Genomic DNA, 25,473 nt, shown 5'->3' on the forward strand with positions numbered 1-25,473 from the left:
GACTGGTTTAAATCCCTGACCGCGTCATCGGACTAAGCGTTCGGCTACTCAGGCTCAATGCTTGTGCCATCAGCGCCCTGAGCTCTGCCGTGTGCTGATCCTTGATGCAGTGCGACAGCTTGTCGCCGAGGGTGGGGCCGGTGTCTGAGCCTTCAGGGAAGGCGCGCAGGGTCAGCAGGCCGTTACTCGTCAGGACCACTTCATAAAATGCCACGCCGGACATACCGTCGAAATGAATGTAGCCGACGTCGGCCAGCCATTTTATGGTTGCCATGAACAGGGTTTCTTCTTTTTCCAGGGCCTCGCGATTGCTGGCGCCGAGTGTGCTGTAGTCGATAAAGCGCTCGGCAGTGAGGGTGACGGGCAGCGGGAAGTTGCGGTACAGGTGGCCCAGGGTCAAGCCAGCGTAGCAGTCGAACAGTTCGATATTGTTGGACGGCAGGGCGTTGATCGAGTGGACGTTTTTGTCTTTGAGGTGACCGGCTAATCCTTTGAACATGCGAACCTCTGTCAGTGGAGTCTATGTGTCATGACTGATCAAACGTACTAATGGGTATAGCACAGGATGGCTCAATGCCACGGCCCGTCGTCAGCTCATGGATCGTCGTGGGAGCTCAGGGGAAGGTGCCTAATGAGGGTAAAAAACAGTAAAAAAATCAGATGGATAACTGGCTATTTAGAATGAGAATGCTATTACTGATGGGCGCGATAACGGGCGCACAGCGTTTTGGAGTTCACCCCGGCGACGGTATTTTTTTTCAGGAGGATGGATGTCAAACCCTGCATGGATGCGAAATACCCTGGTAGCTGCCGCTTTGTTGAGTGTGCTGGCAGCCCCTGCGTCGTCATCGCCGGCGCGCACGTTGCAATTGGCCATTGGTGATGAGCCCACGGAGGGATTTGACCCCATGCTGGGCTGGAGTCACGGCAGTTACCTGCTGCTGCACAGCCCTTTGCTCAAGCAAAATGAAGACTTGTCCTGGCATGGTTTTTTGCTCAGTGATTACCAGGTCAGCGCCGATGGTAAAAGCTGGACCCTGAGGCTCAAGCCCGACCTGAAGTTCTCCGACGGGTCAGCGCTGACGGCCAAGGACGTGGCGTACACCTACAACAACGCCGCGGCCAGTGGCGGCAAGGTCGATATGGGGAACTTCCTCAAGGCCGAGGTGGTTGATCCGCTTACTGTGCGTATTGAGCTCAAGGCTGCGCAAAGCACCTTCGTCAACGTGCTCGGCTCGTTGGGTATCGTCTCGGCCGACCAGTACGACCCCAAGACCTATGCACAAAAACCGATCGGGGCCGGGCCATACCGATTGGTCAGCTATCAACCAGGGCAACAGCTGATTGTTGAGGCTAACCCGCACTACGCGGGTCAGAAAAACGATTTCGACAAGCTGGTGTTTGTCTTTCTCGATGAAGACAGCGCCTTTGCCGCAGCGCAAAGCCAGCAATTGGGTATTGTCAGAATTGCTCCGTCACTGGCAGTGACACCTGCGGCGGGCATGAAATTGTGGGTTCGCCCCAGCGTTGAAAACCGGGGAATCGTGCTGCCCACCCTCGCTTCCGGCAAAAAAGATGCCCATGGTTACCCCATTGGTAACGACGTGACAGCCGATGTGGCCATCCGCAGGGCGATAAACTACGCCATCAATCGGCAATTACTGGCGGATCAGATCCTGGAAGGCCACGCGATCCCGGCGTATTCCGGCGTGCAGGGTTTACCGTGGGCCAATCCCGACGCGGCTTTCAAGGACGGCGATACCGACAGGGCCAAACAGATTCTGGATCAAGCCGGCTGGGTAGAAACCGCCAGTGGCGTCCGCGAAAAAAAGGGTCTGCCGGCCAAGATTACCCTGTGGTACGCCAGTGGCGATGCCACGCGCCGCGATCTGGCCCAGGCGGTGCGGTCGATGCTCAAGCCCATTGGCATCGATGTGGATTTGAAGTCGGGCAGTTGGGAGACCGTTGAACGCAACATGCACGCCAACCCGACGTTATTTGGCTGGGGCAGTCTCGACCCGATGGAGCTTTACCATCACTACAGCAGCAAGGTGGCCGGGGTTGAATATTACAACCCGGGCTATTACCAGAATCCACGGGTCGACCAGCATTTGCAGCAAGCGCTGGATGCCCCGACCTGGCAGCAAGCAGTACCGTTCTGGCAGCAAGTGGAATGGGACGGCGTAACGGGAGTCGGGGTCAAGGGCGATGCTGCGTGGGCCTGGTTGCTGAATGTTCAGCACACCTACCTGGCGGATGAATGCATCGATTTGGGCAAGGGAACGCCGGAAATCCATGGTTCCTGGTCATTGCTCAATAGCCTTGAAGGCTGGAAGTGGACCTGCCAGTGATTCGCGGGCTCTGGCTCTTTGTGGTGCGATTGGTGTGCCTGCTGCTGGTAACAGCGGCAGGCACGTTTACCTTGCTCAGCTTCTCCCCGGTGGACCCGATCAGGGCCTACATCGGTAACGACCTGCTGCACGTACCCCCTGAACAATACCCGATGATTGCCGCACGCTGGGGGCTTGATCTGCCGTTGTGGGAGCGCTTCATGCACTGGTTCAGCCAAGTGTTGCAAGGCGACCTGGGCTATTCGATGCTCTATAACGCGCCGGTTTCCGAGGTCATCGGGGAACGTTTCAGCACCTCTTTTGCGCTGTTGCTTTCGGCGTGGCTGTTTTCCGGCATCGTCGGACTGGCCTTGGGATTGACGGCCGGGCGCTACCTCCATCGCTGGCCCGACCGGCTGATCTCAACGTTGTCCTATGTGCTGGCGTCCTTGCCGACGTTTTGGGTCGGCTTATTGCTGTTGTCCCTGTTTGCCGTGACCCTCAACTGGGCCCCGATCTGTTGCGCCTGGACGCCTGGCAGCAATGCCGAGACGGCCACCTGGGGCGACAAACTCCGGCATTTGATCTTACCCATGCTGGCGTTGGGCATTCTGGGGGTCGGCAACATTGCGCTGCATACCCGCGCCCGGGTGGCCGAGGTAATGAACAGTGAATTTATCCGTTACGCCCATGCTCAGGGTGACAAGGGTTGGCCGCTGATCAACTTTCATATCCTGCGTCACGCGGTGACCCCGGCTCTGTGCCTGCAATTTGCCTCTGTCGGTGAGCTGATCGGCGGCTCATTGCTGGCCGAAAAAGTCTTCGCTTATCCCGGGCTGGGGCAGGCCACGATCGATGCCGGGTTGCGCGGGGATATCCCTTTACTGATGGGGATTGTGCTGGTGTGCGCCGTGTTGGTGTTCACCGGTAATAGCATTGCCAATGCGCTGTTACGGCGCCTCAATCGCGGGGCGGCGCGCCAGTCATGACTTACGATCCGAATCGTGCGCTGCTCAGGCTTTGCCTGTCGTTGTTGATGCTGCTGGCGCTGGTTGCCTATGGCCTGTCGATCACCCATATCGATGTACCGATGGATTTGCTGGCGCGACGTCAGCCGCCGTCGGCGCAGTACTGGTTTGGCACCGACAGCCTGGGGCGGGATTTATGGCTCAGGTGTTTCCAGGGGATGACCACCAGCCTGCAAATAGGCCTGACGGCGGCTTTGAGCAGCGGCTTCCTGGCGATGTTCACGGCCAGCCTGTGTTCGCTCAATAAAACCCTGGACTACCTGATTCGCGGCTTGATCGACAGCATGCTGGCGTTACCGCACTTGTTATTGCTGGTGTTGATCTGTTTCACCTTGGGCGGAGGCAAGCAGGGTGTGATTCTGGCCGTGGCCCTGACTCACTGGCCGCGTCTGGCATTGATCCTGCGTGCAGAAATCCTGCGTATTCGCGAGACCGACTTTGTGATGCTGTCACATCGCTTGGGCAACAGCAGTTTCTATCGTTGGCGCCATCACCTGCTACCGTTGCTACTGCCGCAGTGGATGATCGGCACCTTGCTGATGTTTCCCCACGCGGTATTGCACTCGGCGGCGCTGAGCTTCCTGGGCTTTGGTCTGGCGCCCCATGATCCGTCATTGGGTTTATTGCTGGCCGATGCGCTACGGTACTTGAGCAGTGGAGCCTGGTGGCTGGCGTTTTTTCCGGGATTTATTCTGGTGGGACTGGTGCTGGTTTTTGACCAGTTTGCGCGGGCTTTGCAGCAGCTATGGATAAGGATTACCTGATGCTGAAATTCGACCAGTTTGCGATCGATATTGCCCATTTTCACTGGCTGGGCCACAGAACCTGGCACCCGCTGCTGAGTGATATTTCGCTCGAGGTTCACCCCGGTGAACTGGTGGCGCTGGTGGGGTCCAGCGGTGAAGGCAAAAGCCTGCTCTTGCAAAGTATCCTGGGCCTGCTGCCCGATACGATGCGTTGCCGTGGCGACATCTGGCTTGACGGGCAACTGTTGGGCGAAGCCGGTAAGGTCGATCAGCGCGGTAAATCGGTGTGTTACGTGCCGCAAGGCGTCAGTGCCCTGAATCCGCTGATCAAAGTCGGCCCGCAATTGCGGCGCGCGGCACAGTTGAGCGGCGCCCGTCTGGGCCTGGCCGATGTGGCGGAGCAACTGACGCATTACAACTTGCAGCCGGAGCTGGTCGAACAGTTTCCGCGCACGCTGTCGGGCGGGATGGCCAAACGGGTGCTGGCCAGTTGCGCGGCCTTGACCCATGCGCGCTACATCCTGGCTGACGAGATCACTTCATGGCTGGATGACGAGCATGCCAGCCAGTTGCTGACCCACCTCAAGGGCTTTTGCCAGCAGGGCAGGGGGATCTTGTGGGTCACCCATGATCTGTCGCTGGCGGCGAAGTTTGCCGACCGGATCGCGGTGCTGCACCAAGGTGCGCTGCACGAGACCCTCAGCGCCCGGGAACTGCGCGAAAACGGCGGCAGTCCGTGGTTGCAATCCTTATGGGCTGCACTGCCCGAGCAGCAGTTCTTTGCGCGGCGGGTACCGGAAGGCGAGTGTCAGTCCTATGCTTGAAGTCCACCAGCTCAGCATTGTGCAAAACGGTCATCGACTTTGGGACTCGGTGTCCTTCCAGGTCAAGGCGGGGGAGCGCCAAGGGATTTCCGCCCCCAGCGGCTTTGGCAAAACCACCCTGGGCCGGGTGTTGGCACAATGGCAAGCGGCGACCTCGGGCCGCGTCAGCGTGGGAGGCCAGCCCCTGCCGAAAAAAGGCTACTGCCCGATCCAGCTGGTACCGCAACATCCTGAGCAGACGTTCAATCCCTATCGCACCACCGGCGAAAGCCTGCGCGATGCCTGGTCACCGGATGCCGCCTGGCTGGAGCGTCTGGCGGTCAGTCCGGCCTGGCTGACGCGTCGCCCGGACGAACTGTCGGGTGGCGAGCTGGCGCGCATCGCCTTGCTCAGAGCGCTGGACCCGCGAACCCGATACCTGATTGCCGATGAGGTGACGGCGCAACTGGACGCACACGTGCAGGCGCAGGTATGGCAAGTCTTGCTGGAAGAGGTCAAGCGTCGGGAGTTGGGGCTGATTGTGTTCAGTCACAACCAGGCGCTGCTGGAAAAAGTCTGTACCCGCATCTGGTCACCACAGCGGTAATCCTGTCCGGGGTCGCTGCGCAACCCATCGCAGCCTGCGGCAGCGGCTACAAAATCTATTTCATTGGATAGTTGCGGTCTTACAGGACACCGCGCAAAGCCAGGACGTAGCCTCGTTGCACTCGTCAACTGCTACGGCTCGGGGGGTGTAGCCGCTGCCGAAGGCTGCGAAAAGGGCCGAAGGACCTTCAAGGACAGGTGAGGAGCTGCGCCCGGGTCTTCCGCAAGCCAAAGCCAGGACGCAGCCTCGTTGCACTCATCAACAGTTACGGCTCGGGGGTGGTTGTAGCAGCGGTCGAGCGGAGCGAGGCCGCGTTCGGCGGCGTAGCCGTCGCAAGGATTTACGAGCCCTGCTTAAGGTCATACAGCTCGCAGTATTCGGCCCAGGTCATGCCTGCCATTTGTGCAACTTCGCGGTGCACTTCGAGGCGCTGGGCTTCGTAGGCTTCCGTGCTTTCGCTGATCAGTTGCAGCGTTAGCTCCCAGGCAAACAAACCTTGTCGTTCGGCCTCGGCTTCAAAGGCTTCGTTCAAGCGTTCCTGACGGTATTGCTTTATCGATTGGCCTACCGCCCGGGCTTCCAGCGGGTTCAGCGTATCGAGCTGTTCAGCCAGTTCGGGGCGTTCACTGAGAAAACGGTCCAGGGCTTTTTGGTGGTGAGTACCAGGTTCGGTCACGCAGCGCTCCAGTATTGAAAGGACATGTGCAGAGCTTAGACCCCGTCAGCAGACCTGTAGCGGATTTTCGGTGTTGTCTTGAACTCGCCATCGGCACCTGATCGGGTGACGGGGGCGCCAATCCTCAGGCTGTGACGGCCTGTGATGATGTACAGCACATCAACGCCGAGCAACGCGAGCGCTGCCAGATAGGGCGCGAAGGGCAGGCTGACATCGCGCTCATACATGCTCTGGCTTTGACGGCTCACGCCGCCGATCCGGCCCAGCTGTTTTTGTGTGAGGCACAGGCGCAGGCGCTCTTGCTTCAGGCGTTTACCGTAAGTGCTCATGTTCGTACCCCACTGAATGCGGTGGATGTAGGAAAAGAGTAAATCAGACTGCAGGAGGGGGAAAGTGCCATGCAGAGGAGAGTTCATGTGCTACGAGGTCAACGCCGGGCAGGAGATCGCATGATGCTCCTGCCCGGTGTCGCTATTTACAGGGCCCGGGCTTTTTCCGTTTCGGGCAGGAACCAGTTCAGCAGCAGGGCGCAAATGCCGCCTGTGGCGACGCCAGACTCCAGCACGTTGCGCAGGGCAGCAGGCATGTGTGCGAGGAACTCGGGTACCTGCGAAACACCAAGGCCCAGAGCCAGCGATACCGCAATAATCAGCAGGGCCCGACGATCAAGGGTGATGCTGGCCAGAATATTGATCCCCGAGGCCGCGACGGCGCCGAACATCACCATTGCCGCGCCCCCAAGCACCGGCTCAGGTACGGCCTGGATAGCACCGGCCACGCTCGGGAACAGCCCCAGCAAAATCAACATACCGGCAATCCATACACCGATATGGCGGCTGGCGATGCCGGTGAGCTGAATGACACCGTTGTTCTGGGCAAAGATCGAGCTGGGGAATGTGTTGAACACACCGGCCAGCAGCGAGTTGGCGCCGTTAACCAATACACCGCCCTTGATGCGTTGCATCCACACCGGGCCTTCAACCGGCTGGCGTGACACTTTACTGGTGGCGGTTACGTCACCAATGGCTTCCAGCGAGGTCACCAGGTAAATCACCAGCATCGGAATAAACAGCGACCACGAGAACCCCAGGCCGAAATGCAACGGCACCGGCACCTGGAACAGTTCGGCCTGGTGCATGCCGGTGAAGTCCAGGCGGCCCAGATAGCCCGCCAGTGCGTAGCCCACGGCCAGGGCAATGACGATGGCACAACTGCGCATCCAGACCAGCGGGATGCGGTTAAGGATGACGATGATCGCCAGGACCACCCCTGACAGCATCAGGTTTTCACCGTTGGCGAAGGTGCCGTTGCCCATGGCGGTAAAGCCGCCGCCCATGCTGATCAGGCCGACTTTAATCAGCGTCAGGCCGATCATCAGCACCACGATGCCGGTCACCAGCGGGGTGATCATGCGCTTCACAAAGGGCAGAACCCGTGAGATGCCCATTTCGACAAACGAGCCGGCAATCACCACCCCGAAAATCGCCGCCATGACGCCTTCCACCGGCGTGCCTTGCTTGACCATCAAGGCGCCCCCGGCAATCAACGGGCCGACAAAGTTGAAACTGGTGCCTTGCACGATCAGAAGCCCGGCGCCGAACGGTCCGAAGCGTTTGCACTGAACAAACGTCGCAATCCCGGAGATGACCAGCGACATGGAAACAATCAGGTTGGTATCACGGCTGGAAACCCCCAATGCCTGACAAATCAACAGGCCCGGCGTGACGATGGGCACGATGATCGCCAGCAAATGTTGCAGGGCTGCAAGAAAACCGATCCACGGCTTGGGGCGGTCCTCAAGACCAAATACCAGATCGCTGGCCTGGGACTCGGCTTCATGGGGTGTTTTAAGAGAGGTCATGGCGAGCGCCCTGGAAAAAAGAGCGCGATTCTACTGGTGTTGGGCCATTACGCCCAGTGCTGGATTGCCACCTGACACGAACTCCTCCGTAGCAACTGCCGAACGCAGACTCGTTCAGTCGGCAGTTGCTACGGTGAGTTTACCCATGTGGCTAGAGATGCAATGCGTGCCCCAAGGCGCGCAGCGCGGCTTCCTGTACGGCTTCGCCCAAGGTCGGGTGGGCGTGGATGGTACCGGCGATGTCTTCCAGGCAGGCGCCCATTTCCAGCGACTGCCCAAAAGCAGTCGACAATTCCGATACGCCAATGCCCACCGCTTGCCAACCGACAATCAGATGATTGTCACGCCGTGCCACGACGCGGACAAATCCGCTTTTGGATTCCAGGGTCATGGCCCGGCCATTGGCGGAAAAGGGGAAGCTGGCGCTCAAACAGTCCAGGCCGGCGGCCTCGGCCTCGGCCGGGGTTTTACCCACCACCACGATTTCAGGGTCGGTAAAGCACACGGCAGCGATCGCCGTGGGGCTGAACTCCCGTTGTTTGCCGGCAATCAGCTCAGCCACCATTTCGCCTTGGGCCATGGCCCGGTGTGCAAGCATCGGCTCACCGGTCAGGTCGCCAATCGCCCAGACATTGCGCATGCTGGTCAGGCAGCGGTTGTCCACCGCAATGGCCGAGCCGTTCATGGTCAGGCCCAGGGTTTCAAGGTTGAACCCCTGGGTACGCGGACGCCGACCGACCGCGACCAATACCTGATCGGTTTCCAGGGTTTGGCTTTCGCCCATGCGATTGCGCATCGAGAGGGTTTTGGTGCTGGCCTGGAAACCTTCGACGCTGTGCTCCAGATACACAATGATGCCCAGCGTCTTGAGGGATTCAGCCACCGGTTGCGTCAGTTCTTTGTCGTAGGTTGGCAGAATCCGGTCGCGCGCTTCGACCACGGTCACTTCGGCGCCGAGCTTGCGATAAGCGATGCCCAGCTCCAGCCCGATGTAACCCGCCCCCACCACCGTCAGGCGTTTGGGAATGGTCGTGGGCGTCAGCGCTTCGGTGGACGAAACGATTGGCCCGCCAATCGGCAGAACCGGCAGTTCGACGGTTTGTGAGCCGGTGGCCAGCAACAGGTGTTCGCATTCAATGCGCTGACCGTCAACTTCGACCGCCTTGCCATCGAGGATCTTCGCCCAGCCATGAATGACCTTGACCCCGTGTTTTTTCAGCAGCGCGCCGACACCTGTGGTCAGGCGGTCGACGATGCCGTTCTTCCACTGCACGCTTTGGCCGATGTCCAGAGTGGGTGCCTGGACCTTGATCCCCAGCGGCGAGTGCTGGCCGCTGTAACGCTGCGTGGTATGAAACTGTTCGGCTACATGAATCAATGCCTTGGACGGTATGCAGCCGACGTTCAGGCAGGTGCCGCCCAGCGACTGGCCTTCGATCAGGACCGTTGGAATTCCCAGCTGGCCGGCGCGAATCGCTGCGACGTAACCGCCAGGGCCGCCACCGATAATCAGCAGCGTGGTGTGTTGAGTTGGCTGCATGTTCACTCCAGAAACAGGGTGGCAGGTTGTTCGAGCAAGCCACGCATGGCCTGAATAAATTGTGCCGCGTCCATGCCGTCCACCACGCGATGGTCGAAGGAGCTGGAGAGGTTCATCATTTTGCGGATCACGATCTGGCCTTTGACCACCACCGGACGCTCAACGATGCGGTTAACCCCGATAATCGCGACTTCGGGCAGATTGACCACGGGGGTACTGACGATGCCACCGAGCGCGCCGAGGCTGGTCAGGGTGATGGTCGAACCGCTGAGTTCTTCGCGGGTGGCTTTGCCGGTACGTACGGCGTTGGCCAGGCGGGCGATCTCATCGGCTGCGCCCCACAGGGTCAGACTTTCGGCATGACGAACCACCGGCACCATCAGGCCGCCATCGCTCTGTGCGGCAACCCCGATGTGGGCGGCACCAAAACGGGTGATGATTTGTGCTTCGTCGTCGTAACGTACGTTGATCTGCGGGAAATCACGCAAGGCCACGACCATTGCCCGCACCAGGAACGGCAGCAAGGTCAACTTGCCACGGCTGTCGCCCCATTTCTGGTTGAGCTGGGCCCGCAGTTCTTCGAGGGCGGTGACGTCCACCTCTTCAACGTAGCTGAAGTGCGCGGCGCGGCGTTTGGCATCCTGCATGCGCTGGGCGATCTTGCGCCGCAGGCCGATGACCGGGATTTGCTGCTCATCGGTGCGCTTGGCAAAACCACTGGCCGGAGCTGGTGCGGTGGTGTCTTGCGTGAGATAGGCTTCCAGGTCGTCATGCAGCACGCGGCCTGCCGGGCCGGTACCGTGGACAAAGCGCAGCTCGATGCCGGCATCCCAGGCGCGTTTGCGTACCGCCGGCGAGGCCAGCGGCCGTTCGTTGGCTTCACGGGCAACCGGTGCCGGGCGGGTGGTCGGGGCGCAGCTGGGCGCTGTCCTGGCCACTGGCGCCGAAACCGCGGCGACTTCAACGCGGGCCTGTGGTGCGGCTTTTGGCGCGGCAGCGACCGGGGCCACCGGTTGTGCGCTTTCACGCAGGTTGCCGGCCCCTTCGACCTCAATGCGGATCAGCTCGCTGCCCACGGCCATCACTTCGCCGGGCTGTCCACCCAGCGCCAGTACTTTGCCCGCGACCGGGGAGGGGATGTCCACGGTGGCCTTGTCGGTCATCACATCGGCGACGATCTGGTCTTCGCTGACCATGTCGCCGACTTTGACAAACCATTCCACCAGTTCAACTTGAGCAATGCCTTCGCCAATGTCCGGCATCTTGATAACGTGCGTACCCATTCAGACCTCCATAACCCGTTGCAAAGCTGCACCCACCCGCGCCGGGCCTGGGAAGTAGGCCCATTCCTGAGCATGCGGATAAGGCGTATCCCAGCCTGTCACGCGCTCGATTGGCGCTTCCAGATAGTGGAAGCAGTGCTCTTGAACCAGCGCAATCAGCTCGGCACCAAACCCGCAGGTACGGGTGGCTTCGTGCACGACGACACAGCGGCGGGTTTTTTTCACGGAGGTAACGATGGCATCCAGGTCCAGGGGCCACAGGCTGCGCAGGTCGATGACTTCGGCATCGATGCCGGTTTCTTCGGCGGCTACCTGAGCGACGTACACGGTGGTGCCGTAAGTCAGGATGGTGACTTCAGTGCCCGGCCGGACGATGGCGGCACAGTCCAGCGGGACGGTGTAATAACCATCCGGCACGGCGCTGGCAGGGTGTTTCGACCACGGAGTGACCGGACGATCGTGGTGCCCGTCGAACGGGCCGTTGTACAGGCGTTTCGGCTCGAGGAAGATCACCGGGTCATCGTTTTCGATGGCGGCGATCAACAAGCCTTTGGCGTCGTACGGGTTGGACGGCATGACGGTCCGCAGACCACAGACCTGGGTGAACATGGCTTCGGGGCTCTGGCTGTGAGTCTGGCCGCCGTAGATCCCGCCGCCGCAGGGCATGCGCAGGGTCATCGGGGCGATGAACTCCCCGGCCGAGCGATAACGCAAGCGGGCCGCCTCGGAGACAATCTGGTCGGAGGCCGGATAGAAATAGTCGGCAAACTGGATTTCAGCCACCGGCCGCAGGCCATAAGCACCCATGCCCACCGCCGCGCCGACGATCCCGCTTTCGGAAATCGGCGCATCGAACACGCGCGAGCTGCCGTATTTGGCCTGCAGGCCTTCGGTGCAGCGGAACACGCCGCCGAAGTAACCCACGTCCTGGCCAAACACCACGACGTTGTCATCGCGTTCAAGCATCACGTCCATGGCCGAACGCAGGGCCTGGATCATCGTCAGGGTGCTGGTGCTCACGGCGTTCTCCATCTGAATTTTATTGTTGTCGTTCATCTGGTTATAACCCCAATTGCTGACGTTGCCGACGCAGGTGGTCGGGCATGTCCTTGTACACGTCCTCAAAGATCGTCGCGGCGCTCGGTATCTGCCCGCCCGCCAGGGTGCCGAAGCGTTCGGCTTCCTTTTGTGCGCCGATGATTTCGGCTTCAAGTTCGGCGCTGACGGCAGCATGTTCTTCTTCTGACCAGTTGCCGGTGGCAATCAGGTGCTGCTTGAGGCGAACAATCGGATCACCGAGCGGGAAGTGGCTCCAGTCATCAGCCGGGCGATACTTGGAAGGGTCGTCGGATGTGGAGTGCGGCCCTGCGCGGTAGGTCACCCACTCGATCAGCGTCGGGCCCAGATTGCGTCGGGCGCGTTCAGCGGCCCAGGCCGAGGCGGCGTACACCGCGATAAAGTCATTGCCGTCGACTCGCAGAGAAGCGATGCCGCAGCCAACGCCACGTCCGGCGAAGGTGGTGGATTCGCCGCCGGCGATCGCCTGGAACGTCGAGATCGCCCACTGGTTGTTCACCACGTTGAGGATGACCGGGGCGCGGTAGACGTGAGCGAAGGTGAGGGCGGTATGGAAGTCGGACTCAGCGGTCGCGCCGTCACCAATCCAGGCCGAAGCAATTTTGGTGTCACCCTTGATGGCCGACGCCATGCCCCAGCCCACTGCTTGCATGAACTGGGTCGCAAGGTTGCCGGAAATACTGAAGAACCCGTAGTCACGCACCGAGTACATGATCGGCAATTGCCGGCCCTTCAAGGGGTCGCGTTCGTTGGACAGCAACTGGCAAATCAGGTCGACCAGAGGCACATCGCGGGCCATCAAAATGCTTTGCTGGCGGTAGGTCGGGAAGCACATGTCGTCGATGTTCAAGGCCAGTGCCTGAGCGCTGCCAATGGCTTCTTCGCCAAGGCTTTGCATATAGAACGACATTTTTTTCTGGCGCTGGGCGACCACCATGCGGGTGTCGAATATCCGGGTCTTGAGCATGGCGCGCATGCCAGCGCGCAGGATCTCGGTTGATACGCCTTCAGCCCACGGGCCTAGCGCCTGGCCTTGATCGTCGAGCACGCGAATCAAGCCTTTGGCCAAGTCGGCAGTGTCGGCGGGTTCGATGTCGATAGGGGGTTTGCGTACCAGACCGGCATCGGTCAGGCGCAGGTAGCTGAAGTCGGTCCTGCAGCCTGGACGGCCAGAGGGTTCAGGAACGTGCAGGCGCAGCGGTGCATATTCATTCATGGCTTTCTCTACGCTCGATCTTGTCGTGTTTTATTAGGGCGCGGGAGCTAGGTGTTAAAGATCTGGCTGAAGAAACAGCCAAATCTTGTCCTACAACCATCATATTCCTGACAGTGAAGAATATTTCTCTGTAGTTCGTTGTGCTTTGAAGCGTTTAAGGATAAGAATTCTGCATAAACATAAAAAACAGGTGCTTTTGTCTCATGCGCAAGCTAGATCGAACGGACATCGGGATTCTCAACAGCCTTCAGCAGAATGCGCGCATCACCAACGCGGACCTTGCGCGCTCGGTTAACCTGTCGCCCACCCCGTGTTTCAACCGGGTCAAGGCGATGGAAGAACGTGGATTGATTCGTGAGCAGGTCACCTTGCTCGACGCCGACATGCTCGGGCTGCACGTCAATGTGTTCATCCACGTCAGCCTGGAGAAACAGGTCGAAGAAGCGTTACAGCACTTTGAAGCGGCGATTTCTGACCGCCATGAAGTGATGGAGTGCTATTTGATGGCCGGTGATCCGGATTACCTGATCCGGGTGCTGGTGCCGAGCATCCAGGCGCTGGAACGTTTCATGATGGACTTTCTGACCAAGGTTCCGGGCGTGGCCAATATTCGTTCCAGCTTTGCCCTCAAGCAGGTGCGTTACAAAACAGCACTGCCCTTGCCGCCGGGCGGGTTAATGCTGGAAGAGTGACTCACAGCCTCAGTCGCCAGCATTGGTTAAACCGCAAATCGACCCTCGACAGCGGTTCGACATCGATCAGATTGAACGCCTGCAGGCTGGCGCCCAGAGCATGCAGGACGGCAGCGCGGATAACGAACGGGTGAGTGACCACGACAAAATGTCCCTCTTCGCGAAATCCGTCGAGCCAGGTGCTGACTCGCAGGCAGAGGTCTTGCACTGACTCGCCATTGTGCGGTGCCGCAAAGGGGTTGCTGGTCCAGTCGAGGAGCACTTGAGGAATACGCGCTTGCAGGTCGGACAAGCGCTGCCCTTGCCAGTCTCCGGCGTCGTAGTCGCCCAGCGCGGGAACGATTTCAATCTCACTGCCCAGCGCCTGGGCGGTTTGCAGGGTCCGGATTTCGGGAGCACAGAGAATGCGCACCGGTTTTTTCAGGGCGGGGGCCATTTGCGCGGCTTTGAGCAGGCCGGCGGGTTCTGCCGGTTCATCCGCAGCAAAGTACCCCAAGCGCTGAGCTTCGGTTCGGGCATGGCAGATAAAGCTCAGACGTGTGGGCATGACGCGCTCCTTGGAGGGCTCAGCGGCCCCCCCACAGTCGGAGAGGCGTTTCAGATCAGAATAAACAGGCCCAACAGGCCCGCGAAAATCGCCCACTTCTCTAAATAATAGCGGGTGCGATTGCGCTTCTTGAGCTCTTTGCCGCGCAGGCGAATTTTATACAGTCTGGTAAAGGCGCGGTTCAGGTTGCCGGTTTTATCATTGGCGTCATTGGGTGAGCTGGCAGAGGCCATGACTGTGCGGCTAAACCACTGATTGAAGGCGGCCGCCCAGCGGTATTGCATCGGGCGTTCGACATCGCAAAACAGGATGATGCGGTTTTTATCGGTGGTGTTTTCGGCATAGTGGATGAATGTCTCATCAAACATGACGCCTTCACCGTCACGCCATGAGTAGTTTTGCCCATCGACATTGATATAGCAGCCCGGATCATTCGGCGTGTCGAGACCCAAGTGATAACGCAGGGAGCCGGCGTACGGATCGCGATGGCGTACCAGCCTGGAACCGGGTGGCAATTCGGCAAACATGGCGGCCTTGATGGTGCCAATACCGTTAAGCAGCTCAATGGTACGAGGGCACAGTTCAACCGCGGAAGGGTGATTATCGCCATACCACTTCAGGTAGAAACGCTTCCAGCCAGTTTTGAAGAACGAGTTGAATCCCACATCATTGGGCTGCTCGGAGCGTTTGATTTCTCCGGCGCGCATCAGTTGCCGGGCTTCCTCGCGGATCTCCTGCCAGTGCTCCTGCAGGGGTTGCAGCTCAGGGAAATCCGCCGGCTTCAGGTACGGTTGGCTGGGCACCTTTGAAAACAGGTAAAGAAAGCAGTTGATCGGTGCAAGAAAGGTCGAATGGTCGCTCAGTTGACGACTCAATTTATGTCGCACCTTGCCCCGCAAGTGGACATGCGCGATGGACAAAACGTAGACAGCAATAATGATGAGTTTCAAGAGTATCGTCACAAGTCGAGTGAAAACGCAGCCCTGACATCACGCAATTTGCCCGGCATCCTGTAGGAGTTGCCGAGCAATGGTGTGGCTTTAGGGGCGCCAAAGAGTAAGGTTAAAACAGCCCATGGGGCCTTTTCCAGCTTTTCATGGGCGTTTTGTACATCTTTGCTTACAGTCTTTGGTCGGGTTGCGTGCCGCTTTTTACGTGATCAAGCATTGTGATACGCCTCAAACCGGCTGCCACAGATTCAGCTGCAGGCCTTCAGGTTGACCGGGCCTACAAACTCGTTGCCACGGCCCATGACGCAAGCGACTGTCTGGTTGCGCTGGCGCTCCCAGGCCTGTACCGGGTAGGTCTTGTTCCAGGCTTCATACAGTTGGCGGTCTTGCTTCGACAGGCGCAGGTTGTAGCGCTTGCTCATGTAAAAGTAGGTGCGCGCGATCATTCCGCGAATAGACGGGCGTGGCATGACCTTTTTGGACTTGAAGTCGATTTGGGTCAGGCATGAACCGTACTGTCCCTGCTGCGTGGGCAGCCAGCCAAAACTGAAGTTGCTCCGGTCACCGTTGACTTCGCCAATGCTGGGTACAAGGTTGTGCAGGTCGGCTTCCGCGACCTTGAATACCGGGTCGTTACGGGTGCAGTTTTTGCGGCCGCCACTTTGCCAGCATTGGCGCTGATGGCCGATTTGCCAGGCAGGCACGATATGTTCCCACTCAATGCGTGCTGCGCGGTTGGCATTTTTGCGCGGGATATAACCGCAGGCTTCGAGGTTGACGCGGTTCCCGGTGTATTTGCAGCCGCAGTAAAACTCGGTGGACTGGGGGGCGTAGAGTTTCCAGGCGATTTTTTTGGCTTCACTGAAGGTTTGGGGTGCACCCGCGTGTGCGCTGGTGACGATGCAAAGGCTGGCCAGTGCCAGTAAACGAACCCACATTGACTCAATCTTCCTCAGGTACGGTCCAGAAAACATTCACGCCGCCATCATCGCGATGAGCGATGGTGACGTTGTCGTTTTCGGAGATTTCTTCCAGCAAGCGTTCCCAAAATTCCGGGTTGTCACCTTCCTGTCGTTCAAGCACAGCCATCTTTTCTTTTTGAGCTTTGGGCGAACTGATGATCTTCTGGATGCGCATTCCGAAAGTTTCGTAGGGAGTCGGAGGGCTTGGCGGTGTTGCCGCTTTTTTACTCATGATGCAATCCTTGGGTTGCTGTATGCGCATACAGTATTTAACTGTGCGGTTTTTCGCAACTGTTAGGTGAGCGAGGAAGCGGGTCCGGGGCGTTTATGCGGCCCATAAAAAAGGCCGCCTCCCGAGGGAGGCGGCCTTCTTGTGTTCAAGCCGTCAACCGTATGCGACGACTCAGTATTCCCAGAACATCCGCTGCAGCTCTTTGCTGTCCTGGGTCTTGGTCAGGGCGACCATGGCCAGGATGCGGGCTTTTTGAGGGTTGAGGTCATGGGCTACAACCCAGTCGTTCTTGTCGTCTGGCTGCTCTGCGTTACGCAGTACGAACCCGCCGTTGTTGACGTGTGAAGAACGAATGATCTGGATGCCATCTTTACGCAGGTCCTGCAGGGTCGGAACCACGCGGGACGACACGGAACCGTTACCGGTACCGACGTGGATGATGGCTTTGGCGCCGGCTTGTGCAAATGCCTTGTAGGCGGTGTCGTCTACGTTGCCGTACGAGTAGGCGATGCCTACGTTTGGCAGGGAAGTGATGTTTTTAATGTCGAACTCGGAATCCATGGTGTGGCGCTTGGCAGGCAAGCGGAACCAGTAGGATTTGCCTTCGACCACCATGCCCAATGCACCCCAAGGGCTTTTGAAGGCCTCGGTCTTGATGTTCATCGTTTTGCTGACGTCACGGCCGGACTGGATCTCGTCGTTCATGGTGACCAGCACGCCTTTGCCGCGCGCATCTTTGCTCCCGGCGACAGCTACCGCGTTGTACAGGTTGAGCATGCCATCAGCCGACATGGCAGTGCCCGGGCGCATGGAGCCGACCACGATGATGGGCTTGTCGGTTTTTTCAACGAGATTGAGGAAGTAGGCGGTTTCTTCCAGGGTGTCGGTGCCGTGGGTAATCACGATGCCATCGACATCTTTGCTGTCAGCGAGCTCTGCGACGCGGCGGCCCAGCTGCAGCAAGTTGTCGTTGGAAATGCTCTCCGAAGCGATTTGCATGACTTGCTCGCCACGCACGTTGGCCAGCTTGCTCAGTTCAGGGACAGCGGCGATCAGTTGGTCGACGCCCACTTTGGCTGCGGTGTAGGTCGCGCTGTTGGCAGCGCTGGCACCGGCGCCGGCGATGGTGCCGCCGGTTGCCAGAATGACCACGTTAGGCTTGGTGACGGTCTCTTGAGCTTGAACGACCGGCAGTGACAGAAGAAGGGCCAAGGCGCCCGGGACAATTGTTTTCAACACAGCTGTTTTCATTATTTTCTCTCTTATTTGGTAAACGTGCTGACGTACGTACATCCCGCACGGCTCGCGCCATCCCCTGGTCGTGAGCCGAGAACAAGGCAGCAGTATTTGTGCCAACGTTCAGGCGTGTTGTTTTTTAGTATAAGTTATTGATTTTCATGGTTTTTATTTTGTGCTTGATAGGTGTTTTTTCTGCGGAGTACGGAATTCCGAACAAATAGGGGGTTCTCTGTTCGGAGACTCGGCCATTGATCGGTGGTGCGCGGTCTTTTTTCACGTTGACAAATAATCGGCGGCTTTCCATAGTGAGGTTCAAGCAAACGTTTGCGCGATGTTGCCGGATCGGACTCAGCGGTAGGGTCCCACCCGGGCCGGCTGCCATTTACAGCGTGGTTGGCAGGCAAGGCGCGAGCAGGACGTTGCTCACAATAATCATAAGATCGGAGTTACTTCCATGAAGCTGCCCTTTGCTGGACGCCTTCTCGCTGTGGCCATAATGGCCGCAACCTCCTTATCCCTCCCGACGGCTTATGCCGACACCCCTGAAAAGCCCAAAGTCGGCCTGGTGATGAAATCGCTGGCCAACGAGTTCTTTGTCACCATGCAGAAGGGTGGCGAAGATTATCAAAAAGCCCATTCAGCGGACTTCGACCTGATCTCCAACGGGATCAAGAACGAAACCGACACCGCAGGCCAGATCGACATCATTCAGCAGATGATCATCGCTAAAGTCGATGCGCTGGTGATTGCTCCTGCGGACTCCAAAGCGCTGGTATCGACCATTAAAAAAGCCAAAGACCGTGGCATCGTCGTGGTCAATATCGATAACCGGCTGGATCCCGATGTCCTGAAAAGCAAAGGCCTCGACGTGCCATTTGTAGGGCCTAACAACAGGCAGGGCGCGCGCGAGGTCGGTGACTACCTGGCGAAAACGCTCAAGGCGGGCGATCAGGTCGGGATTATCGAGGGTGTATCGACCACCACCAATGCGCAGATGCGCACTGCAGGGTTCAAGGATGCAATGAGTGCCGCCGGCATGAAGGTCGTTTCGGTACAGTCCGGAGACTGGGAAATCGACGGTGGCAACAAGGTTGCGTCGGGCATGCTCAGTGAATACCCCGAAATCAAGGCCATCCTGGCCGGCAATGACAGCATGGCCATAGGGGCGGTTTCGGCCATCCGTGCGGCCGGCAAAACCGGCAAGGTGCAAGTTGTGGGTTACGACAACATCAACGCCATCAAACCGATGCTCGAAGATGGCCGTGTACTTGCCACTGCCGATCAGGCAGCTGCACAACAGGCGGTTTTTGGCATTGAGACGGCACTCAAGCTGGTCAAAAAAGAGCCGGTCGAAAACCTGAAAGATGGCGTCATCGACACGCCGGTCGAGCTGGTTATCAAGCCATAGTCCAATTCGCTGCCACAGGCGCCTGCTCGGTGAGCGGGCGCCCGGAGAAGTTTTATGTCTGCTTCTAATGCCAGCGTGGTGCTTTCGGTCGGCGGGATCGGCAAAACTTACACCCAGCCAGTTCTGGCGGGTATCGACCTGACGCTGCACCGTGGCGAAGTCCTGGCGTTGACCGGTGAAAACGGAGCCGGGAAAAGTACACTGTCGAAAATCATCGCAGGCCTGGAAGTGCCGACGCTCGGGCACATGCATTTCAGGGGGCAAGCCTATGCTCCCGGCAGTCGTACACAGGCGGAGCGCCTGGGAATTCGCATGGTCATGCAGGAGCTCAACCTGCTGCCCACGTTGACCGTGGCCGAGAATCTTTTTCTGGATAATCTGCCCAGCCATTTTGGCTGGGTCAATCGCAAGCAATTGCGCAAGGCTGCCATCGAGGCAATGGCCCAAGTGGGGCTGGAGGCCATTGACCCCGACACTTTGGTTGCCGACCTGGGGGTAGGGCACCAGCAAATGGTCGAAATCGCCCGCAACCTGATCGGTGACTGCCATGTGCTGATTCTGGATGAGCCGACCGCGATGCTCACGGCCCGCGAAGTCGACATGTTGTTTGCCCAGATCGAACGGCTCCAGGCGCGCGGGGTAGCGATTGTCTACATTTCCCATCGGCTCGAAGAGTTGGCGCGTGTTGCACAACGCATTGCCGTGTTACGCGACGGCCGCCTGGTGTGCGTCGAACCCATCGCCAATTACAGCAGTGAACAACTGGTCAATTTGATGGTGGGGCGGGAGCTCGGTGACACTCTGGACATGGGCATCCGCACCTTGGGCGAAACAGCGCTCAAGGTCACGGGGCTGGGGCGTTCGGACAAAGTCCGGGAGGTGTCGTTCGAGGTTCGCAAAGGCGAGATATTTGGTATTTCCGGCCTGATCGGGGCAGGGCGTACTGAGCTTTTACGTTTGATCTATGGTGCCGACGTGCCGGACAGCGGCACGGTGGCGCTCGGCTCCCCGGCGCAGGTGGTGAGTATCCGCTCACCCGTGGAAGCGGTCAGGCACGGCATTGCCTTGATTACCGAGGACCGCAAGGGTGAAGGGTTGCTGTTGACCCAGTCGATCAGCGCCAATATCGGTCTGGGCAACATGGACCGGGTCTCCCGGGCGGGCATATTGAATGCTCCCGACGAGTCTGCCCTGGCGCAGCGTCAGATCGACGCAATGGGCATCCGCAGTTCAGGACCCGGGCAAATCGTGTCGCAACTGTCGGGGGGCAACCAGCAGAAAGTGGTCATCGGCCGCTGGCTGGAGCGCGACTGTTCGGTCCTGCTGTTTGATGAGCCCACCCGCGGTATCGACATCGGTGCCAAGTTCGACATCTACCGTTTGCTCGGCAACCTGACACGTCAGGGCAAGGCACTGGTCGTGGTGTCGAGCGATCTGCGCGAATTGATGTTGATCTGTGATCGTATCGGCGTGTTGTCGGCCGGGCGTCTGATCGACACCTTCGAGCGGGACAACTGGAGTCAGGAGCAGTTGCTGGCAGCAGCGTTTGCCGGTTATCAAAAACGAGATGCGTTGCTCGCTGAAGCCACGCCAAAGGATGCCTCATGAAAACCACTTCCGTGGTGCAAAAAAGTGCGCACAACTATTACGGCATGGGTACCTATCTGGGGCTGGCGGGTGCCTTGCTGGCCATGATCATCCTGTTCTCCAGCCTGAGTGATCATTTCTTTTCTTATGACACGTTGAGCACCCTGGCCAACCAGATCCCGGACCTGATGGTGCTGGCGGTCGGGATGACGTTTGTGCTGATCATCGGTGGCATTGACCTGTCGGTCGGTTCGGTACTGGCTTTGGCGGCATCAGCGGTCAGTGTGGCGATTCTGGGCTGGGGCTGGAGCGTGCTGCCGGCAGCCTTGCTGGGAATGGGCTGCGCTGCGCTGGCCGGCACGATTACGGGGTCGATCACCGTGGCGTGGCGGATTCCTTCTTTTATTGTGTCGCTGGGCGTTCTGGAAATGGCCCGGGGTGCGGCCTATCAAATGACAGGATCGCGCACGGCTTACATTGGTGATGCCTTTGCCTGGTTGTCCAATCCGATTGCCTTCGGGATTTCGCCGTCTTTTATCATCGCGTTGCTGATCATTGTCGTGGCTCAGGCGGTGCTGACGCGCACGGTGTTTGGCCGCTATCTGATCGGGATCGGCACCAACGAAGAGGCGGTTCGCCTCGCGGGGATCAATCCAAAGCCTTATAAAATCCTGGTCTTCAGCCTGATGGGGTTGCTGGCAGGGGTTGCCGCGTTGTTCCAGATATCGCGCCTGGAAGCCGCAGATCCCAATGCCGGTTCAGGCCTTGAGTTGCAGGTGATTGCGGCGGTGGTGATCGGCGGCACGAGCTTGATGGGTGGGCGGGGTTCCGTCATCAGCACGTTTTTCGGCGTGTTGATTATCTCGGTGCTGGCGGCAGGGTTGGCGCAAATCGGTGCGACCGAGCCGACCAAGCGTATCATTACCGGTGCTGTCATTGTGATAGCAGTGGTATTGGACACATACCGCAGTCAACGGGCACGGCGACGGAATTGAACAATGGCAACTATTAAAGATGTCGCAGCAATGGCAGGTATCTCGTATACGACGGTTTCTCATGTGCTGAACAAAACGCGTCCGGTGAGTGAGCCGGTGCGTTTGAAGGTGGAAGAGGCCATTGCACGTCTTGATTATGTACCCAGCGCGGTGGCGCGTTCCTTGAAGGCCAAGTCCACCGCCACCATCGGGCTGCTGGTTGCGAACAGCCTGAACCCCTATTTCGCGGAGCTGGCGCGAGGCATCGAAGACTGCTGCGAGCGCAACAACTATTGCGTCATCCTGTGCAATTGCGACGACGACCCGGTCAAGCAGCGTAATTACTTGCGTGTACTCCTCGAAAAGCGGGTTGACGGGCTGGTAGTCGCCTCAGCAGGGGGAGACCTCGGGTTGGCGGGCGGTCTGGCCGGTGTCAAAACCCCCATGGTGATTGTCGACCGCAACCTTGACGGGATTGAAGCGGATCTGGTGCGCATCGATCATGAGTTGGGGGCTTATCTGGCCACGCGGCATTTGCTCAACCTCGGGCACCGCGATATCGCCTGCATTGGCGGCCCCGGCATTACCCGTGTTGCCCAGTTGCGCATGGCCGGCTATTTGCGGGCACTTGATGAAGCTGAAGTTTCAGTGCCTGAGCACTGGAAGGTTGAAAGCGATTTCAGCAGTGTCGGTGGTTATGAGGCTGCGGTCCGCTTGCTGGCGCATAACCCGCCCTCGGCCATTTTTGCGTGTAACGACATGATGGGGATCGGTGTGCTGCGTGCGGCGGCGGAACGCAATATTCGGGTGCCGGACCAGCTTTCGGTGATCGGTTTTGATGATGTGCAGATGAGTCGTTATGTTTACCCGGCGCTGACGACGGTCGGGCAGTCGATTTTGCAACTGGGTGAAATGGCTGCACAGCTGTTGTTGCGTCGTATCGCGACACCAGACCGTGCCGTCGAGCAGCACATCGTGACCCCGAGCATTGTGTTGCGCGAGTCCACTTCCGCCCGCGTAGAAGGGCGGTTGTCAGCCCCTCAGAAAATCAATGGATGAGTGCCGAGACATGCAAGCAAACGTAGTAGTGGTGGGCAGCCTGAACATGGACCTGGTCACGCGCACGGAACGATTGCCGCGGCCCGGAGAAACAATCTTCGGCCAGTCCCTCGACACGGTACCGGGCGGCAAGGGGGCTAATCAGGCCGTGGCGGCGGCCCGCCTGGGGGCGCAGGTGGCCATGGTTGGTTGCCTCGGCAGTGATGCCTACGGCACGCAACTGCGTGAAGGGATGCTGGCGGAGCACATTGATTGCCGGGCATTACGTACCGTGCCGGAGGGGGTGAGCGGTGTGGCCCTGATCGTGGTCGACGCCGACAGCCAGAACACCATTGTGGTGGTGCCCGGCACCAACGCGTGCCTGGTGCCACAGGACATACAGGCCTTTGACGAGGTCTTGCAGGCAGCCAGGGTCATCATCTGCCAGCTTGAGGTCCCGATGGACACGGTTGGCTATACCCTGCGCCGTGGACGTGAACTGGATAAAACCGTGATTCTCAATCCGGCGCCGGCCAGCGGTCCGCTGCCTGCGCAGTGGTATGCGGCGATTGATTACGTGATTCCTAATGAAAGCGAGGCATGGGCGCTCAGCGGTGTGGCAGTCAACTCGCTCGAGACGGCAGAAGAAGCGGCGCGCCGGCTGATCGAACTGGGTGCGCGCAAGGTCATTGTGACCTTGGGGGCACAAGGTGCGTTGCTGGTTAGCCCGCAGCGTGTCGTGCATTTTGCGGCGCCCAGGGTTGAAGCGGTAGATGCCACCGCGGCGGGCGACACATTTGTCGGGGCGTTTTCAGCCGCACTGGCGGCGGGCAAGGACGAAGACGACGCCGTCCGGTTCGCTCAGGTTGCCGCGGCCTTGTCCGTGACCCGTGAAGGTGCCCAGCCTTCCATTCCTCGATTGAACGACGTTCAGGGTTTTGTCATTCCATGAAAAAAACACCTTTGCTCAATATCGCCCTATCAAGGCTTGTCGCCTCGCTGGGGCATGGTGATGTCGTCGTGATTGCCGATGCCGGTTTGCCAGTGCCCAAGGGTGTTGAGCTGATTGACCTGGCCCTCACCCAAGGCATTCCCGATCTGGCCAGCACGCTGGACGTACTGCTCAGTGAAATGCAGGTGCAGAGCCATGTCCTGGCCCATGAACTGCTGGCGCTTCCTTGTCCGGCGTTGCGGAGTATTGACCGGCATGCCGACGCAGGGGACCTGGGAGAGAGAAACGTGATGTCCCACAACGCCTTCAAAGAGCTGTGCCAGCAAGCCAAAGTGATTATTCGTACCGGTGAGTGCAAACCGTACTGCAACATAGCCTTGATTGCAGGCGTGACCTTTTAAAACCACGACAAGGAGTCGCCCATGGCGCGTTTCACGCAGACTTTCCAACCATTGATCAGGAGTATCCTGCTTTTGTCCGTACTCTCTATCTCAAGCGTTCAGGCTGCCGACAAGGTCGATCTGATTATCGACACCGACCCGGGGGCGGATGATGTCGTGGCGTTGCTGCTGGCATTTGCTTCGCCGGAAGAACTCAATGTGCGGGCGATTACCACGGTAGCGGGCAACGTTCGCCTGGATAAAACCTCACGCAATGCCCGTCTGGCGCGCGAATGGGGAGGGCGCGAAGACATCCCGGTGTATGCCGGGGCGCCGAGGCCGCTGATTCGTACGCCGATCTACGCTGAGAACATACATGGCGAGGAAGGCGTGACCGGCGTTCCGGTCCACGAGCCTGCAAAAGGTCTTGAGCAGACCCATGCGGTTAACTACCTGATTGATACCTTGCGTTCGGTCAAGCCCGGCAGCGTGACCATTGCCATGCTCGGCCCGCAAACAAACCTGGCCCTGGCCTTGATTCAGGCCCCTGATATCAAACAGGGCATCAAGGAAGTGGTCGTCATGGGCGGGGCTCATTTCAATGGTGGCAATATCACCCCGGTCGCGGAATTCAACCTCTACGCGGACCCGCATGCGGCCGATGTTGTCTTGAAAAGCGGGGTAAAACTGGTTTACATCCCCCTCGATGTGACGCACAAAATACTGACCAGTGAAGAGCGCCTCAAACACATCGCTGCGCTGGGCAATACGGCCGGGAAATTGGTCAGCGATATTCTGAACGGGTATGTGAAGGCCGATATGGAACACTACGGGCTGCCAGGCGGTCCTGTGCACGATGCCGGCGTGATTGCCTATCTGCTAAAGCCGAGCCTGTTCACCGGGCGCGAGATCAACATGGTCGTGGACACCCGTGAAGGGCCGACGTTTGGTCAGACCATTGCTGACTGGTACGGCACGCTCAAGCAACCAAACACGGTGTTTTGGGTTGAGGATGGAGATGCCCAGGGCTTTTTTGACTTGCTGACGGCACGATTGAGCCGATTGAAGTGATTTGAATAGGCGCAGACCACTGTCTGCGCCGATTCACGCCGGTTTAATGGCTTCAGGGCTTTTGTATTTTTCGAAGATCTGGCTGACGAATGCGTGCGCGGCTTCTGTGCCAAGCTCTTTGACCAGCAGATCAATACCGATGATAGCCAGCTCTTCCGGGCTGCCAGGGCTGTATGAGCATTGCCCTTGGGGCCACTTGGCTTTGATGTCTGCATCGATTGCGACGGTTGTCATGGGTATCTCACGGGAGGCTTTGGGGGCGCGATTTTAGCAA

General features: G+C 58.8%; 27 protein-coding genes. 13 read left to right on the forward strand and 14 right to left on the reverse strand.

Translation table 11 applies throughout. The annotated features are described in order from the left end of the window. Positions 1-7: 7 nt before the first annotated feature. On the reverse strand, positions 8-499 hold the full coding sequence (locus AWM69_RS19905; RefSeq protein WP_131654424.1) for a hypothetical protein: 492 nt from the start codon (positions 497-499) through the stop codon (positions 8-10). 271 nt (positions 500-770) lie between these two features. Between AWM69_RS19905 and AWM69_RS19910 the strand changes: the two genes are divergently transcribed. From AWM69_RS19910 to AWM69_RS19930, 5 genes are read left to right on the forward strand one after another with little or no spacing between them, the layout of a single operon-like run. Further along, entirely contained in the window at positions 771-2,351 is a 1,581-nt protein-coding gene (locus tag AWM69_RS19910) for an ABC transporter substrate-binding protein (RefSeq protein WP_218728101.1), read from the forward strand. Continuing rightward, on the forward strand, positions 2,336-3,319 hold the full coding sequence (locus tag AWM69_RS19915; protein WP_218728103.1) for an ABC transporter permease: 984 nt from the start codon (positions 2,336-2,338) through the stop codon (positions 3,317-3,319). Before AWM69_RS19910 ends, AWM69_RS19915 begins: the two co-directional genes overlap by 16 nt. After that, a complete protein-coding gene (locus AWM69_RS19920; RefSeq protein ID WP_218728105.1) occupies positions 3,316-4,122 on the forward strand; it encodes an ABC transporter permease in 807 nt (268 codons plus the stop codon). Before AWM69_RS19915 ends, AWM69_RS19920 begins: the two co-directional genes overlap by 4 nt. Continuing rightward, on the forward strand, positions 4,122-4,928 hold the full coding sequence (locus tag AWM69_RS19925; protein WP_218728107.1) for an ATP-binding cassette domain-containing protein: 807 nt from the start codon (positions 4,122-4,124) through the stop codon (positions 4,926-4,928). Before AWM69_RS19920 ends, AWM69_RS19925 begins: the two co-directional genes overlap by 1 nt. Then, entirely contained in the window at positions 4,921-5,514 is a 594-nt protein-coding gene (locus AWM69_RS19930) for an ATP-binding cassette domain-containing protein (RefSeq protein WP_131654421.1), read from the forward strand. Before AWM69_RS19925 ends, AWM69_RS19930 begins: the two co-directional genes overlap by 8 nt. A 340-nt stretch (positions 5,515-5,854) precedes the next feature. Here AWM69_RS19930 and AWM69_RS19935 read toward each other — a convergent pair whose 3' ends face one another. From AWM69_RS19935 to AWM69_RS19965, 7 genes are all read right to left on the reverse strand, one after another. After that, on the reverse strand, positions 5,855-6,190 hold the full coding sequence (locus AWM69_RS19935) for a DUF6388 family protein (protein ID WP_131654420.1): 336 nt from the start codon (positions 6,188-6,190) through the stop codon (positions 5,855-5,857). A gap of 35 nt (positions 6,191-6,225) precedes the next feature. Continuing rightward, positions 6,226-6,519, reverse strand: coding sequence for a helix-turn-helix domain-containing protein (locus AWM69_RS19940; RefSeq protein ID WP_218728109.1), 294 nt, complete (start codon positions 6,517-6,519; stop codon positions 6,226-6,228). Positions 6,520-6,665: 146 nt separating this feature from the next. After that, positions 6,666-8,051, reverse strand: a complete 1,386-nt coding sequence (locus AWM69_RS19945; protein WP_218728111.1) for a nucleobase:cation symporter-2 family protein — start codon at positions 8,049-8,051, stop codon at positions 6,666-6,668. 151 nt (positions 8,052-8,202) lie between these two features. Then, complete coding sequence (lpdA, locus tag AWM69_RS19950) at positions 8,203-9,591, reverse strand: dihydrolipoyl dehydrogenase (protein ID WP_218728113.1); 1,389 nt, start codon at positions 9,589-9,591, stop codon at positions 8,203-8,205. A 2-nt stretch (positions 9,592-9,593) separates the two neighbouring features. Then, entirely contained in the window at positions 9,594-10,874 is a 1,281-nt protein-coding gene (locus AWM69_RS19955; RefSeq protein WP_218728115.1) for a dihydrolipoamide acetyltransferase family protein, read from the reverse strand. Then, complete coding sequence (locus AWM69_RS19960) at positions 10,875-11,930, reverse strand: alpha-ketoacid dehydrogenase subunit beta (protein WP_048383141.1); 1,056 nt, start codon at positions 11,928-11,930, stop codon at positions 10,875-10,877. 4 nt (positions 11,931-11,934) lie between these two features. Then, positions 11,935-13,167, reverse strand: coding sequence for a 3-methyl-2-oxobutanoate dehydrogenase (2-methylpropanoyl-transferring) subunit alpha (locus AWM69_RS19965; RefSeq protein WP_048383142.1), 1,233 nt, complete (start codon positions 13,165-13,167; stop codon positions 11,935-11,937). A gap of 203 nt (positions 13,168-13,370) precedes the next feature. Here AWM69_RS19965 and AWM69_RS19970 point away from each other — a divergent pair, with 203 nt between their 5' ends. Next, the gene (locus tag AWM69_RS19970) at positions 13,371-13,859 is read left to right on the forward strand and encodes an Lrp/AsnC family transcriptional regulator (RefSeq protein WP_019826494.1); all 489 of its coding nucleotides are present in this window, start codon (positions 13,371-13,373) and stop codon (positions 13,857-13,859) included. A gap of 1 nt (position 13,860) precedes the next feature. On the opposite strand, the gene AWM69_RS19975 is transcribed toward AWM69_RS19970, so the two are convergent. From AWM69_RS19975 to AWM69_RS19995, 5 genes are all read right to left on the reverse strand, one after another. Continuing rightward, positions 13,861-14,406, reverse strand: coding sequence for a histidine phosphatase family protein (locus AWM69_RS19975; protein WP_218728117.1), 546 nt, complete (start codon positions 14,404-14,406; stop codon positions 13,861-13,863). Between the two features lie 50 nt (positions 14,407-14,456). Beyond that, a complete protein-coding gene (gene lpxO / locus AWM69_RS19980; RefSeq protein ID WP_218728119.1) occupies positions 14,457-15,356 on the reverse strand; it encodes a lipid A hydroxylase LpxO in 900 nt (299 codons plus the stop codon). Between the two features lie 248 nt (positions 15,357-15,604). Continuing rightward, entirely contained in the window at positions 15,605-16,294 is a 690-nt protein-coding gene (locus AWM69_RS19985) for an endonuclease (protein WP_218728121.1), read from the reverse strand. 4 nt (positions 16,295-16,298) lie between these two features. Beyond that, positions 16,299-16,550 (reverse strand): DUF1654 domain-containing protein, encoded by a 252-nt coding sequence (locus AWM69_RS19990; protein WP_131654417.1) that lies wholly within the window; start codon positions 16,548-16,550, stop codon positions 16,299-16,301. Between the two features lie 171 nt (positions 16,551-16,721). Then, a complete protein-coding gene (locus AWM69_RS19995) occupies positions 16,722-17,801 on the reverse strand; it encodes an asparaginase (protein WP_048383148.1) in 1,080 nt (359 codons plus the stop codon). 442 nt (positions 17,802-18,243) lie between these two features. Between AWM69_RS19995 and AWM69_RS20000 the strand changes: the two genes are divergently transcribed. From AWM69_RS20000 to AWM69_RS20030, 7 genes are read left to right on the forward strand one after another with little or no spacing between them, the layout of a single operon-like run. Beyond that, positions 18,244-19,197, forward strand: a complete 954-nt coding sequence (locus AWM69_RS20000) for a sugar ABC transporter substrate-binding protein (protein ID WP_131654415.1) — start codon at positions 18,244-18,246, stop codon at positions 19,195-19,197. A 54-nt stretch (positions 19,198-19,251) separates the two neighbouring features. Beyond that, on the forward strand, positions 19,252-20,805 hold the full coding sequence (locus AWM69_RS20005; protein ID WP_218728122.1) for a sugar ABC transporter ATP-binding protein: 1,554 nt from the start codon (positions 19,252-19,254) through the stop codon (positions 20,803-20,805). Next, positions 20,802-21,779, forward strand: a complete 978-nt coding sequence (locus tag AWM69_RS20010) for an ABC transporter permease (protein ID WP_218728123.1) — start codon at positions 20,802-20,804, stop codon at positions 21,777-21,779. Before AWM69_RS20005 ends, AWM69_RS20010 begins: the two co-directional genes overlap by 4 nt. A 3-nt stretch (positions 21,780-21,782) precedes the next feature. Beyond that, the gene (locus AWM69_RS20015; protein ID WP_048383152.1) at positions 21,783-22,817 is read left to right on the forward strand and encodes a LacI family DNA-binding transcriptional regulator; all 1,035 of its coding nucleotides are present in this window, start codon (positions 21,783-21,785) and stop codon (positions 22,815-22,817) included. 10 nt (positions 22,818-22,827) lie between these two features. Then, the gene (rbsK, locus tag AWM69_RS20020; RefSeq protein WP_218728124.1) at positions 22,828-23,748 is read left to right on the forward strand and encodes a ribokinase; all 921 of its coding nucleotides are present in this window, start codon (positions 22,828-22,830) and stop codon (positions 23,746-23,748) included. After that, positions 23,745-24,149, forward strand: a complete 405-nt coding sequence (rbsD, locus tag AWM69_RS20025) for a D-ribose pyranase (protein WP_131654411.1) — start codon at positions 23,745-23,747, stop codon at positions 24,147-24,149. The genes rbsK and rbsD overlap by 4 nt, the downstream gene beginning before the upstream one ends. A gap of 21 nt (positions 24,150-24,170) precedes the next feature. Further along, positions 24,171-25,199, forward strand: coding sequence for a nucleoside hydrolase (locus tag AWM69_RS20030; protein ID WP_048383155.1), 1,029 nt, complete (start codon positions 24,171-24,173; stop codon positions 25,197-25,199). A gap of 33 nt (positions 25,200-25,232) precedes the next feature. Here AWM69_RS20030 and AWM69_RS20035 read toward each other — a convergent pair whose 3' ends face one another. Further along, a complete protein-coding gene (locus tag AWM69_RS20035; RefSeq protein ID WP_048383156.1) occupies positions 25,233-25,433 on the reverse strand; it encodes a hypothetical protein in 201 nt (66 codons plus the stop codon). Positions 25,434-25,473 lie beyond the last annotated feature (40 nt).

The sequence above is a fragment of the Pseudomonas sp. D1HM genome, from assembly GCF_019266105.1.
Classification (GTDB): Bacteria; Pseudomonadota; Gammaproteobacteria; order Pseudomonadales; family Pseudomonadaceae; genus Aquipseudomonas; species Aquipseudomonas taetrolens.